Below are 13,983 nucleotides of genomic sequence, written 5' to 3'. Positions count from 1 at the left end.
GGACGAAATTTACGCCAGGTGGGGTCGATTCAGCGCATCGAAAGATGCATAAACTGGCCGTCCGGGTCAAAGGAACAGATGAAACGTTCATTCTTGCCGGTACGGCCCGACAGCTCATAGCTTGCCTGGAATTGTTCAAAATGGTTCACGTCAACTAACTGCGTTTGCGTGTTATAGCGGATAGCGGCCTGGTCCTTGCAAAGCTGCGCCATATTGAGCGTGGTTTGCGGGGTAATACGCGCGCGCTGCGCTTTTTGCGCCGGCGGGGAAACGGTCTCGCTGCAGCCCGCAAGGAGCAGCACCAGCATTATGGAAACGACACCTTTCACCACGTTCTCCTCCACCGCCTTGTTAGCAAGTTGTTATCGTAAATATTCAGTATTACAGGTATTTTGCGAATATCATGAAACATCGACAAGCCTGTGACCAAAAACTCAGACTAATCTCGTGCGACACCGGGGCATAAGGCGGGTCAGACCTTATTTCGCCAGTAGACTTTGAGGGACGGATGCAAGAAAAGATTCACTGGATCACCAACCTGCGCGGCATTGCCTGCATGATGGTGGTGATGATCCACAGTACCAGCTGGTATATCACTCATCCGCATGCGATTACACTGCTGCAATGGGATATCGCCAATCTGCTCAATTCCGCCTCCCGCGTCAGCGTGCCGCTGTTTTTTATGATCTCGGGCTACCTCTTTTTTGGGGAACGCAGCGCCCAGCCGCGCCACTTCTGGCGGATTGGCCTGTGCATTGCGTTCTATAGCGCGCTTTCTCTGCTGTATATCGCGCTGTTTACCCATATCAACGTCGAGCTGTCGTTAAAGAATGTGCTGCAGAAGCCTGTCTTCTACCACCTGTGGTTTTTCTTTGCTATCACCGTTATCTATCTGCTCTCGCCGCTTATTCAGGTTAAGTCCGTCAGCGGCAAAATGCTGCTGACGCTGATGGCGATCCTCGGCATTCTGGCCAACCCCAATATGGTCGGCGTCAAAGCCGCCGGGATTGAGTGGTTGCCGGTCAACCTCTATATCAATGGCGACACCTTTTATTACGTGCTCTACGGCGTGCTGGGCAGGGCCATTGGCACCCTGAACACGGATAAAAAATGGCTGACCCCGCTCTGCGCCGCGCTGTTCCTCGCCGCCGTGTGGGTCATCTCCCGCGGCACGCTGCATGAGCTACGCTGGCGCGGGGACTTCGGCGACACCTGGTATCTCTACTGCGGACCGGCGGTGTTCGTTTGCGCGGTCACCCTGCTGACGCTCGCCAAAAACTGGCTTAACGCGCGTCCCCTGCCCGGTATCGAATGTATTGCGCGTCATTCTCTGGGGATTTACGGCTTCCATGCCCTGATTGTGCATGCGCTGCGCGCCAGCCATCTGGAACTGAGCCGCTGGCCGCTGCTGGATATTGTGTGGATTTTCAGCGCCGCCCTGCTCGGCAGTCTGCTGCTGTCCGGCCTGGTGCAGCGGGTTGATCGCCGCCGGCTGGTCAGCTAACGGCCCGGCGTACCGGACAACCGGGCGCCTATTCCGTTTTTTGCACCGCGCGGGCGACGCGGGCCCGTTCGGGGGTCGCAGATGCGCCGTATAAGCAGACAAACCACGCCGCGATATAGACGGCTTTTTCATGCCAGTCTGCCGGCACATGCCAGGCGCCTACCAGCAGCAGGCCCGCCGACAGCAGCAACACCAGCCGGCATAACGCGATAAATCCGTCGTCTTGCCCCTGCCACCGTCTGGCGCGCTGATGGGCGAGGACGGCAAACATCCCCATCACCAGCACGCCAAGAAAATAACCTTTACCGCTAAACAGCGGGCAGGTCCGCCAGATACCCAGCAGATAAACCAGCGACCCTGCTGCCATCATCCCTCTGGCAATACTGCGTTTTATATTCATCGCTCCTCCCTGTCGACACGCGCTGATTATGACCGAACCGCCCGGCGATGGCGCAGGCCAGGTGCAGCAAAGCTGACATTTCGGAATTAATAAATACGTGTTTTGGATGAATGCAGACTGGACATTCAGGGGAGTAATCCGCCCGGCGCTGCCGGACGGACTGAGGCTATGACATCAGCGGTTTCAGCTGCTGATAAATCTGGCGGAAGGTTTCCCGCTGCGGCGCATAGTGGGCCACTCGGCGATCGTCCGGGCGATGCGCTTGCTCAAGCGGCAGCGGCGTCAACAGCCCGGCGCGGTCGGCTTCGCCGTGCACCGCCAGCTGCGCCAGCCTGGCCGCCCCCAGCGCCGGGCCGACGTCGCCCCCGGTACGGTAATCGAGCTGCTGGCCGCTGATATCCGCCAGCATTTGTCGCCAGTAAGCGCTACGCGCCCCGCCGCCGATAAGGGTGATGCTCTGCGGCTTGATGCCGCAGGCGTGTACCACGTCCATACCGTCCGCCAGCGCATAGCCCACCCCCTCCAGTACTGCCCGCGCCAGCTCTGCCGGCCCATGCTGATGCGTCAGGCCGAAGAAGACGCCCTTGGCCTGCGGGTTGTTGTGCGGCGTGCGTTCGCCCGACAGATAGGGCAGGAACCACACCGGACCGGCGCTCTCGTCGGCTGACTGTGCCGCCGCAATCAGCGCCGGCACGCTGGCGAGACCGGTTAATTTCGCCGCCCAGTCCAGACAGGAGGCCGCGCTGAGCATCACCGACATCAAATGCCAGCGGCCCGGTAGCGCATGACAAAAGCTATGCACCGCGCTTTCAGGCTTGCTGAGGAATCCTTCGCTGACCGCGAAATACACACCTGAAGTGCCCAGCGACAGCATCGCCTGACCGGCATCGGCCATGCCAACCCCGACCGCGCCGGCGGCGTTGTCGCCGCCGCCCCCCACCACCAGCGCCTGTGGCATATTCCACGCCTGCGCCACCTCCGGGCGCAGCTGCCCGGTGACGTCGCTGCCTTCAAACAGGGCCGGCATCGCGTCCCGGCTGAGATCGCAGGCGGCGAGCATCTCATCGCTCCAGTCGCGTCGGGCGACGTCCATCCACAGGGTACCGGCGGCGTCAGACATATCGCTGGCAAGCTCGCCGGTCATCCGCAGACGCAGATAATCCTTCGGCAGCAGCACTTTATCGACCTGGCTGAACACCGCCGCCTCGTGGCGCTGCACCCACAAGAGCTTCGGCGCCGTAAAGCCCGGCATCATCAGGTTGCCGGTGATCTGCCGGGAAGCGCTGACTTTTTCCTCCAGCAGCTGGCACTCTTCGCCGCAGCGGCCGTCATTCCATAAAATGGCAGGACGCAGCACCTGTAACGATTTATCCAGCAGGGTGGCGCCGTGCATCTGCCCGGCGATCCCCAGCGCCTTCACGTCGCGCAGACTATGCTGCGCGCCCAGGGCTTTCATCGCCGTGTCCGTCGCCTGCCACCACTGCTCGGGATCTTGTTCCGACCACAGCGGATGCGGACGCGAGACGGTAAGCTTTTCGGTATGCGATGCCACCACATCACCCTGCTCATTGAGCAGAATGGCTTTGACGCCCGATGTCCCCAGATCGATGCCGATATACATACTCCCTCTCCTTAAACGCGCGCCACGGCTGAGCGTGGCGCGAACAGAGCATCCTGGTGGCGACCCCGGTCACGCCGGGCGCCGCCGCATGATTACTTGTCAAACAGATAATGGTTGACCAGGTTTTCCAGTTGTTCCTGCTGGCCGCTGCGATGCTGCGGCGCCAGCTGATGCTGAACGGCATACTGGGCAATGTCGCTGAGGGTCATCTGCCCGTTCAGGATCTGCTGCCCCAGCTCGCCGTTCCAGCCGGCGTAGCGTTTGGCCACGCGTTTATCCAGTTCACCGTCCTCGATCATCCGCGCCGCGACCTTCAGCGACAGCGCCATGGTATCCATCGCGCCGATATGGCCATAGAACAGATCGTATTTGTCGGTGCTCTGACGGCGCACTTTCGCATCAAAATTGAGGCCGCCGGTGGTGAAGCCGCCCGCTTTGAGAATTTCATACATCACCAGCGCGTTCTCTTCGACGCTGTTCGGGAACTGGTCGGTATCCCAGCCCAGCTGCGGATCGCCGCGGTTGGCGTCGACGGAACCGAACAGCCCCAGCGCGATGGCCGTCGCGATCTCATGATGGAACGAGTGGCCGGCGAGGGTCGCATGGTTGGCTTCAATGTTCAGTTTAATCTCTTTTTCCAGGCCAAACTGCTTGAGGAAGCCGTAAACGGTAGAGGCATCATAATCATACTGATGCTTGGTAGGCTCCTGCGGTTTGGGCTCGATCAGCAGCGTGCCTTTAAAGCCGATTTTGTGCTTATGCTCCACCACCAGCTGCATAAAGCGGCCAATCTGTTCACGCTCCTGGCGCAGGTCGGTATTCAGCAGGGTTTCATAGCCCTCGCGACCGCCCCACAGAACATAGTTTTCGCCGCCCAGCTGATGGGTGGCATTCATGGCGGTGACCACCTGGGTGGCCGCCCAGCTGAACACTTCCGGGTCCGGGTTGGTGGCCGCGCCAGCGCCGTAGCGCGGGTTGGTGAAGCAGTTTGCGGTCCCCCACAGAAGCTTGACGCCGCTCTGCTGCTGCTTCTCCGCCAGTACCTCGACCATCCGGGCGAAGTTATTGCTGTACTCCTTGAGCGAACTCCCTTCCGGCGAGACGTCAACGTCGTGGAAGCAGTAGTAAGGCACGTTGAGTTTATGGAAAAATTCGAACGCCACATCGGCTTTGCGTTTGGCCATCTCCAGGGCGTCGCCAGGCTGCTGCCATGGGCGATCGAAGGAGCCCACGCCAAACATATCGGCGCCATTCCAGCAGAAAGTGTGCCAGTAACAGGCCGCAAAACGCAGATGATCTTCCATCCGTTTGCCCAGCACCAGTTCATCCGGGTTGTAATGACGGAAAGCCAGCGGGTTAGTGGATTTCGGGCCTTCGTAACGAACGCGATCGAGTTGATCGAAATAGGTCTGCATAGAGAACTCCATATTCAGAGATGCGGCGAATAACCAATCAGGTACCCTAAATAATTCGAGTTGCAGGAAGGCGGCAGGAGCGCGAGTCCCCGATAACCAAGGGGCGAAGCAACGAATGTCACCAACACACCTACAACTTGAAGTATGACGGGTTTAAGCCAATATAGAATTTCGCTTTCATTTTCCTCAATTACGTTATTTCACACCGCCATTGAGAGAATCCACAAACGTGCGCTAGCTCGCAAAAAATAATATCTGCTCGTTCTTCTGCCGTCCTGTCAGAGAAGTCCAGTGCAATAATAAGAGTGTGCATGAATAAAATACGATCGCCGTCATAATTTACGCATTAAACGAAATTTCATAACCGCAAAATAAAAACCGGTAATTGCCAGCCCTGCTTTCCGCGTTAAGAATCTGTAACGTATCCGCAACCTCATGTATCAAACATTATTTTCCGTTCGTCTTACCTACCCTTACAAAAAAGGTATCGTTATTATGAAGATAAAGAACCTTTGCCTTACGCTTTGCGCCAGCTCCCTCCTGCTCGCCAGCATGGCGGGGATGGCGAAAGAAGTGAAGATTGGCATGGCCATCGACGATCTGCGTCTGGAGCGCTGGCAGAAAGACCGCGATATTTTCGTCAATAAAGCGGAATCCTTAGGCGCCAAAGTTTTTGTTCAGTCCGCCAATGGCAATGAAGAAACGCAAATGTCGCAAATTGAAAACATGATCAACCGCGGCGTCGATGTCTTAGTCATTATTCCTTATAACGGTCAGGTGCTCAGCAACGTTATTAAAGAGGCCAAACAGGAAGGTATTAAAGTCCTGGCCTATGATCGCATGATTAATAATGCTGATATTGATTTTTATATTTCTTTCGACAATGAAAAAGTCGGCGAAATGCAGGCGCAAAGCCTGGTCGACAAAGTGCCGCAGGGTAATTATTTCCTGATGGGCGGTTCGCCGGTGGATAATAATGCCAAACTGTTCCGCGCCGGGCAGATGAAGGTCCTCAAGCCGTATGTCGATGAGGGCAAAATTAAGATTGTCGGCGATCAGTGGGTTGACGGCTGGCTGCCGGAAAACGCGCTGAAAATAATGGAAAACGCGTTGACGGCGAATAATAACAAAATCGACGCCGTGGTTGCCTCCAATGACGCCACCGCCGGCGGCGCCATCCAGGCCTTAACCGCCCAGGGGCTGGCCGGCAAAGTGGCGATCTCCGGTCAGGATGCTGACCTGGCGGGCGTGAAGCGCATTATTTCCGGTACCCAGACGATGACCGTCTATAAACCGATTACCACCCTGGCCACCAACGCCGCCGAAATCGCCGTTGAGCTGGGCAACGATAAGCAGCCGAAGTCTGACACTACGCTGAATAACGGTTTAAAAGATGTCCCTTCGCGCCTGTTAACGCCAATTGAAGTGAATAAAGAGAATATCGACGCCACGGTGATTAAAGACGGTTTCCATAAAAAGAGTGAACTGTAATGGCTGACGCCCCGCTGCGGGGCGTCATTTTCATCCCGCCGGATATCACTTTTCGGAGTCTTTATGGCCTGGCTACTCGAAATGAAGAACATCACCAAAACCTTCGGCGCCGTTAAGGCCGTGGATAATGTCAGCCTGCGCCTGAACGCTGGCGAGGTGGTCTCGTTATGCGGTGAAAATGGTTCGGGAAAATCGACGCTGATGAAAGTGCTGTGCGGTATCTATCCGCACGGAAGCTATGAGGGGGAGATTATTTTTGCCGGCGAAACGCTGCAGGCAAACCATATTCGCGATACCGAACGCAAAGGCATCGCCATTATTCATCAGGAGCTGGCGCTGGTGAAACATCTCACCGTGCTGGAGAACATTTTCCTCGGCGCCGAGATCTCCCGCCACGGTCTGCTGGATTATGAAACCATGACGCTGCGCTGCCAGAAGCTGCTGGCGCAGGTCAATCTGCCCATTTCGCCCGACACCCGCGTCGGCGACCTCGGCCTCGGTCAGCAGCAGCTGGTGGAGATCGCCAAGGCGCTGAATAAACAGGTTCGCCTGCTGATCCTCGACGAACCGACCGCCTCCTTAACCGAACAAGAGACCGCGACGCTGCTGGCGATCGTTCGCGATCTGCAAAACCACGATATCGCCTGCATCTATATTTCGCACAAGCTCAATGAGGTCAAAGCGATCTCCGATACAATCTGCGTGATCCGCGATGGCCAGCACATCGGCACTCGCGACGCCAGCGGCATGAGCGAAGACGACATCATCACCATGATGGTTGGCCGGGAGCTCACCGCGCTCTATCCCAGCGAACCGCACGCCCACGGCGAGGAGATCCTGCGGGTCGAACACTTGACCGCCTGGCACCCGGTAAACCGTCATATTAAACGGGTCAACGACGTCTCGTTTTCCCTGCGTCGCGGGGAAATCCTTGGCATCGCCGGGCTGGTCGGCGCCGGACGGACCGAGGCGGTGCAGTGCCTGTTCGGCGTCTGGCCGGGGCGCTGGCAGGGGGAGATTTTTATTGATGGCCAGCCGGTCAGCATCACTAACTGTCAGCAGGCCATTGGCCACGGCATCGCCATGGTGCCGGAAGACCGCAAAAAAGACGGTATCGTGCCGGTAATGGCGGTAGGTAAGAACATTACCCTGGCAGCGCTCAGCCAGTTCACCGGCGCGATGAGCAGCCTGGACGACGCCGCCGAGCAGCACTGTATTGAGCAGTCCATTCAGCGATTGAAAATTAAAACCTCCTCGCCGGAGCTGGCGATTGGCCGCCTGAGCGGTGGCAACCAGCAAAAGGCGATTCTGGCCCGCTGTCTGCTGCTTAATCCGCGCATTCTGATCCTCGACGAACCCACCCGCGGCATCGATATCGGGGCGAAGTATGAAATTTATAAACTGATTAACCAGCTGGTGCAGCAGGGCATCGCGGTCATTGTCATTTCATCCGAACTGCCCGAGGTGCTTGGTCTTAGCGATCGGGTGCTGGTCATGCACGAAGGCAGGCTAAAAGCCAATTTGGTTAATCAACATCTGACCCAGGAACAGGTGATGGAAGCCGCGCTGAGGAGCGAACGCCATGTCGAAGAACACGTCGTCTGAAATCAAACTTACTCCAACCGCCCCTACCGCCCTGCCGGCGCTGAAGGGGCTTAACCTCCAGGTCTTCGTGATGATCGCCGCGATCGTCGTCATTATGCTGTTTTTCACCTGGGTTACCGATGGCGCCTACCTGAGCGCGCGCAATATCTCCAACCTGCTGCGCCAGACGGCCATCACCGGCATCCTCGCCGTCGGCATGGTGTTTGTGATTATTTCGGCAGAAATCGACCTGTCCGTCGGCTCGATGATGGGGCTTCTCGGCGGCGCGGCGGCGATCTTTGACGTCTGGCTCGGCTGGCCGCTGCCGCTCACCATTCTGGTGACGCTGGTGATGGGCCTGCTGCTCGGCGCGTGGAACGGATGGTGGGTGGCCTATCGTAAGGTTCCCTCGTTTATCGTCACCCTCGCCGGGATGCTGGCGTTTCGCGGCATTCTGATCGGCATCACCAACGGGACCACCGTCTCGCCCACCAGCCCGGCGATGGCGCAGATCGGCCAAAGTTACCTGCCAGATGGCATTGGCTTTGGCATCGGTGTTGTCGGCATGGCAGTGTTCATTATCTGGCAGTGGCGCGGACGGATGCGCCGGCAGGCGTTAGGTCTGGCGACCGCGTCCTCCACCGCCGCCGTTGGCCGCCAGGCCATTACCGCGGTGATTGTGCTGGGCGCAATCTGGCTGCTCAATGACTATCGCGGTGTGCCGACGCCGGTACTGATCCTCGCCGCCCTGCTGCTGGCAGGGCTGTTCATGGCCACTCGTACCGCCTTTGGCCGCCGCATCTACGCCATCGGCGGCAACCTGGAGGCGGCACGCCTGTCCGGGATTAACGTCGAGCGTACCAAGCTGGCGGTGTTTGCCATTAACGGCCTGATGGTCGCCATTGCCGGTCTGATCCTCAGCTCACGCCTCGGCGCGGGGTCGCCCTCGGCGGGCAACATCGCCGAACTGGATGCCATCGCCGCCTGCGTTATCGGCGGCACCAGCCTGGCGGGCGGGATCGGTAGCGTCGCCGGGGCGGTAATGGGGGCGTTTATTATGTCGGCCCTGGATAACGGCATGAGCATGATGGACGTCGCCACCTTCTGGCAATATATCGTCAAAGGCGCCATTTTGCTGCTGGCGGTGTGGATGGACTCCGCCACCAAGCGGCGCGCGTAAGGAAGCGCTCTCTGAAGAATGTCTGAATTCTTTGCGCTACCGCCAAACTTCGCCATAAGGCGCTTGAAATATCTCGGGCATTAGCCGGTAGTGTATACCCAACAGCATTCGGGTTGCAGACGGCGCATCCCGGCCGCGTATCGCGTACGTGGCCGTGGTGAATGAGAAAGCCAGGCCATCGGCAACATCATGAATGAAGGGGTATGACCGGGGTTAGAGCAGGAACATCATCTATGTTTGAAAAGCGTCACCGTATTACGCTGTTATTCAACGCCAACAAAGCTTATGACCGCCAGGTGGTTGAGGGTGTCGGCGAGTATCTGCAGGCCTCCCAACTGGAGTGGGATATCTTTATTGAAGAGGATTTTCGGGCACGAATCGAAAACATCAAAGAGTGGTTAGGCGATGGCGTTATCGCCGACTATGACGATCCCGAAATCGAAAAGCTACTGGCCGATGTCAACGTCCCCATCGTCGGCGTCGGCGGCTCTTATCATCAGCCAGAGCAGTACCCGCCGGTCCACTATATCGCCACGGACAACGCCGCGCTGGTGGAAAGCGCCTTTCTTCATCTGAAGGAAAAAGGGGTACACCGCTTCGCGTTTTACGGACTCCCCAACTCCAGCGGTAAACGCTGGGCAGTAGAGCGCGAGTATGCCTTCTGCCAGTTGGTGGCGAAGGAGAAGTATCGCGGCGTGGTCTACCAGGGGCTGGAGACGGCGCCGGAAAACTGGCAGCACGCGCAAAACCGGCTCGCCGACTGGCTGCAAACGCTGCCGCCGCAAACCGGCATCATCGCCGTCACCGACGCCCGCGCCCGCCACGTCCTGCAGGCCTGCGAGCTGCTGCATATCCCGGTGCCAGAGAAACTGTGCGTTATTGGCATCGATAACGAAGAGCTGACCCGCTATCTCTCTCGCGTCGCCCTCTCCTCCGTCGCCCAGGGCACCCGCCAGATGGGTTATCAGGCGGCAAAATTACTCCACCGGCTGCTGAATAACGAGGCGCTCCCGCTGCAGCGCCAGCTGATCCCGCCGATGCGCGTCGTTGAGCGACGCTCCACCGACTACCGGTCTTTAAACGACCCCTCCGTGATTCAGGCGATGCATTACATTCGCAACAACGCCTGCAAAGGCATCAAGGTGGAGCAGGTGCTCGACGCCGTCGGCATTTCACGCTCCAACCTGGAGAAACGCTTTAAAGAGGAAGTGGGGGAGACCATCCACACGGTGATCCACAGCGAGAAACTGGAAAAGGCGCGCAGCCTGCTGGTGTCCACCAGCCTGTCGATCAATGAGATTTCGCAGATGTGCGGCTACCCGTCGCTGCAATATTTCTATTCGGTGTTTAAGAAGGAGTACGACGTGACGCCGAAGGAGTACCGTGACCGGCACAGTGAAGTCATGATGTAGAGAGCAAAGAAAAATGCCCGGGCTTGCGCGCCGGGCATTAATAATGACGTAGATAAGCACATTACATGTGCGCGGCAATTAACCGCTGGTTATCCTGATACATCGCGAAGAGATAGTTGTTGTAGCTCGACCCTTTGGTCGAATACCCCTTCAGCTTATGAATCATGGTGCTGGCCGTTACTTCCTGATCCGCCTTACGCAGCTGCAGGCGCGATTTGCGGAAAGAGGAATAGGCCGGGTGGGTGTTCAGGTTGGTGACGTAAGCCTGTACCGACTGCTCCACCGACTCAAACTGCGAGTAGCCTTTCATCGCGCCGCGGCAGCGACCAGCGCCGCACTTCATGCCGAACAGATTGTTGTTCTCACGCGCCAGCTTAGAGGTACCCCAGCCACTTTCCGCCGCCGCCATGGTCGCAACCATGCTGTTCGGAATAATGTCGACACGCTCAAGCAGCGCGTTCCATGGCACATGACGCGTATTGCCTGACCACTTCACCTTGTAACGCGTCGCGATATCTTTCAGGCGCGCCTTTTCGCTCGGCGACCAGCGAGCATCGTACTGCTTGGAAACAAGCCAGTTACGATCCGCAGTAATCGCCTGATTCTGCTTGGTAATATAAGGCATGACCGTCCGGAGAAACGCTTTTTTCCTTGGTGTTCCGGAAGGGTATTTTCGCAAGTCAGGAAGTGAACTGCTCTTTACACTATTGCGAGAATACTCTTGTTTACTGCTTACCTTAGTACTACTGATCTTCTTAACCGTTGGGGCTTTATGACTCTTTGTTGCTGTGTGCGTTGTTGCCAACACACTACCTGAAAAGACGCAGGTTAGTAACATAAGTATGGCGGCCCCATATCGTCGTATGGGATTCGATATCATCAGGTCTCCTGGTCGGATATATGCATTCCAACACCTTGTTTTTCACAAAAAAACGATAGCTGAATCGCTAATAGTATCAAAAATACGCACTGAGGGCATCAACAGAAATAGTCCAATTCCGAATTGCTGTCATCTGAAATCGGTTTCTGCGCCGCATCGCCAGCGCGAAAATGCTAGCTTCGTCTCATTTTTAGCCTATTTTTTGAGCGGTGTCACTCACCCCTTTTCATCCTCCTGGCAAAACGTCCGCCGGGAGGAGTTCACCCTTGCGGCAACAAGGCACACTAGATAAAAACCGCTCAAGGATCCCGCAATGAAACTCGCTGCGCTTGCCACGTTATTCGTGCCTGGGATGGCCTTTGCCGCCTGGACCACCGCCGACTTCCCTGCTTTCACCGAAGAAGGGACGGGCCGCTTCATCAGCCAGAAAGTGGTTGAGAAGGGTACACGTCCCCTGCAGCTAAATTTTGACCAACAGTGCTGGCAGCCTTCCGGCGGCATTAAGCTCAACCAGATGCTCTCCATGGAACCCTGTCGCGGCACGCCGCCGCAATGGCGCATCTTCCGCCAGGGCCTGTATACCCTGGAGGTGGATACCCGCTCCGGCACGCCGACGATGATGATTTCGCTGGAGGAAAAAGAGGCCAGCGCCGCGGCGCCGCAGATCCGCCAGTGTCCGAAGTGGGATGGAAAACCTCTGACCATCGACGTTAGCAAAACCTTCGCCGAGGGCAGTAAGGTTCGCGATTTTTACAGCGGCAATGTCGCGACCGTCAGCGGCGGCAAAATCACTCTGCAGCCCGCCTTCGGCAGCAATGGCCTGCTGCTGCTTGAACGCGCCGAGACGGCCGCGCCGGCGCCGTTCGACTGGCACAACGCCACCGTCTACTTCGTCCTGACCGACCGCTTCGTGAACGGTAACCCGGCCAACGACAATAGCTATGGCCGACATAAAGACGGCATGCAGGAGATAGGTACCTTCCACGGCGGCGACCTGCAGGGATTAACCAGCAAGCTGGATTATCTGCAGCAGATGGGGGTCAATGCCCTGTGGATCAGCTCCCCGCTCGAGCAGATCCACGGCTGGGTAGGCGGCGGGACGAAAGGCGATTTCCCGCACTACGCCTACCACGGCTATTACACTCAGGACTGGTCGAAACTGGACGCCAACATGGGGACCGAAGCGGATCTCCGCCGGCTGGTGGATGAAGCGCATAAGCGCGGAATACGTATTCTGTTCGACGTGGTGATGAACCATACCGGCTACGCCACCCTGGCCGACATGCAGGAGTTCCAGTTCGGCTCCCTGTATCTGCAAGGGGATGAGCTGAAAAAAACCCTCGGCGAGCGCTGGACGGACTGGAAGCCCGGCGCGGGCCAGACCTGGCACAGCTTTAACGACTATATCAACTTCAGCGACAAGGCCGGTTGGGAGAAATGGTGGGGTAAGAAGTGGATCCGCACCGATATCGGCGATTACGACAACCCGGGCTATGACGACCTCACCATGTCGCTGGCCTTCCTGCCGGACCTGAAAACCGAATCGAAGGAGGCGTCGGGCCTGCCGAACTTCTATAGCCATAAACCGGACACTGCGGCGAAGGCGATCCCGGGCTATACGCCGCGCGACTACCTGACGCACTGGCTGAGCCAGTGGGTGCGCGACTACGGCATCGACGGCTTCCGCGTCGATACCGCTAAACATGTGGAGATGGATGCCTGGCAGCAGTTAAAAACCCAAGCCACCGCCGCGCTGGCGGAGTGGAAAAAAGCCAATCCGGATAAAGCGCTGGATGCGGCGCCGTTCTGGATGACCGGGGAAGCCTGGGGACACGGGGTGATGGAGAGCGATTACTATCGCCACGGTTTTGATGCGATGATCAATTTCGACTATCAGGACCAGGCGGCGAAAGCGGCGACCTGCATGGCCAACATTGACCTCACCTGGCAGCAAATGGCGGACAAGCTGCAGAGCTTCAACGTGCTGAGCTACCTCTCCTCTCACGATACGCGCCTGTTCCGCGAAGGTGGCACCACGGCGGCAGAGCTGCTGCTGCTGGCCCCTGGCGCCGTGCAGATCTTCTATGGTGACGAGTCGTCGCGCCCGCTCGGCCCCACCGGCTCGGACCCGCTGCAGGGCACCCGTTCAGAGATGAACTGGCAGGATGTTAACGGTAAAGCGGCCCGCAGCGTTACCCACTGGCAGAAGATTGGCCAGTTCCGCGCGCGCCATCCGGCGATCGGCATGGGCAAACAGACAACGCTGTCGATGCCGCGGGGTTACGGATTCGTGCGCGAGAGCGGTGAAGACAAAGTGATGGTCATCTGGGCCGGACAACAGCAGTAATACAGGAGTGGCTCCCTGCCCGGCGGGGAGCCATTCAGAACAATATGCTGATAAAATATCGATTCACAGGATAAAAACAAAAATACCCCTCTTCCCTTCGATTTGCACCACGCTGGCGCTGGCGTTATGGTTAGCCACTTTCCAGAACC

Annotated in this window: 11 protein-coding genes; 6 read left to right on the top strand and 5 right to left on the bottom strand. The window is 57.6% G+C overall.

Going from position 1 to position 13,983, the window contains the following annotated elements:
- Positions 1-29: 29 nt before the first annotated feature.
- Complete coding sequence (locus ABLV76_RS11280; protein ID WP_025999219.1) at positions 30-329, bottom strand: YsaB family lipoprotein; 300 nt, start codon at positions 327-329, stop codon at positions 30-32.
- Positions 330-508: 179 nt separating this feature from the next.
- Between ABLV76_RS11280 and ABLV76_RS11275 the strand changes: the two genes are divergently transcribed.
- Positions 509-1,504, top strand: a complete 996-nt coding sequence (locus ABLV76_RS11275; RefSeq protein ID WP_004205016.1) for an acyltransferase — start codon at positions 509-511, stop codon at positions 1,502-1,504.
- Positions 1,505-1,532: 28 nt separating this feature from the next.
- On the opposite strand, the gene yiaB is transcribed toward ABLV76_RS11275, so the two are convergent.
- The 3 genes from yiaB to xylA all read right to left on the bottom strand — a co-directional run bounded on the left by yiaB (position 1,533) and on the right by xylA (position 4,940).
- Positions 1,533-1,904, bottom strand: coding sequence for an inner membrane protein YiaB (gene yiaB, locus ABLV76_RS11270; RefSeq protein WP_017900025.1), 372 nt, complete (start codon positions 1,902-1,904; stop codon positions 1,533-1,535).
- Positions 1,905-2,070: 166 nt separating this feature from the next.
- Positions 2,071-3,525, bottom strand: coding sequence for a xylulokinase (gene xylB / locus ABLV76_RS11265; RefSeq protein WP_004205018.1), 1,455 nt, complete (start codon positions 3,523-3,525; stop codon positions 2,071-2,073).
- 92 nt (positions 3,526-3,617) lie between these two features.
- Positions 3,618-4,940, bottom strand: a complete 1,323-nt coding sequence (gene xylA / locus ABLV76_RS11260; RefSeq protein ID WP_004205019.1) for a xylose isomerase — start codon at positions 4,938-4,940, stop codon at positions 3,618-3,620.
- 495 nt (positions 4,941-5,435) lie between these two features.
- Between xylA and xylF the strand changes: the two genes are divergently transcribed.
- The 4 genes from xylF (at position 5,436) to xylR (ending at position 10,607) form a co-directional block, all read left to right on the top strand.
- Positions 5,436-6,431, top strand: coding sequence for a D-xylose ABC transporter substrate-binding protein (gene xylF / locus ABLV76_RS11255; RefSeq protein WP_017900027.1), 996 nt, complete (start codon positions 5,436-5,438; stop codon positions 6,429-6,431).
- Between the two features lie 63 nt (positions 6,432-6,494).
- Entirely contained in the window at positions 6,495-8,036 is a 1,542-nt protein-coding gene (locus ABLV76_RS11250; protein ID WP_017900028.1) for a xylose ABC transporter ATP-binding protein, read from the top strand.
- A complete protein-coding gene (xylH, locus tag ABLV76_RS11245) occupies positions 8,014-9,195 on the top strand; it encodes a xylose ABC transporter permease XylH (protein WP_053809875.1) in 1,182 nt (393 codons plus the stop codon). Before ABLV76_RS11250 ends, xylH begins: the two co-directional genes overlap by 23 nt.
- A 233-nt stretch (positions 9,196-9,428) precedes the next feature.
- Entirely contained in the window at positions 9,429-10,607 is a 1,179-nt protein-coding gene (gene xylR, locus ABLV76_RS11240; RefSeq protein WP_049004410.1) for a D-xylose utilization transcriptional activator XylR, read from the top strand.
- Between the two features lie 61 nt (positions 10,608-10,668).
- On the opposite strand, the gene ABLV76_RS11235 is transcribed toward xylR, so the two are convergent.
- Positions 10,669-11,487 carry a protein bax gene (locus ABLV76_RS11235; RefSeq protein ID WP_017900030.1) on the bottom strand — a complete coding sequence of 273 codons (819 nt, stop codon included), beginning with the start codon at positions 11,485-11,487 and terminating at the stop codon, positions 10,669-10,671.
- Positions 11,488-11,800: 313 nt separating this feature from the next.
- Here ABLV76_RS11235 and ABLV76_RS11230 point away from each other — a divergent pair, with 313 nt between their 5' ends.
- Entirely contained in the window at positions 11,801-13,834 is a 2,034-nt protein-coding gene (locus tag ABLV76_RS11230) for an alpha-amylase (RefSeq protein ID WP_017900031.1), read from the top strand.
- The last annotated feature ends 149 nt before the right edge of the window (positions 13,835-13,983 follow it).

Source organism: Klebsiella sp. GB_Kp047 (assembly GCF_040065235.1).
Classification (GTDB): domain Bacteria; phylum Pseudomonadota; class Gammaproteobacteria; order Enterobacterales; family Enterobacteriaceae; genus Klebsiella; species Klebsiella quasipneumoniae.
The sequence above is the reverse complement of the archived record's forward strand: the minus strand, read 5'-3'. Positions and strand labels throughout refer to the sequence as shown.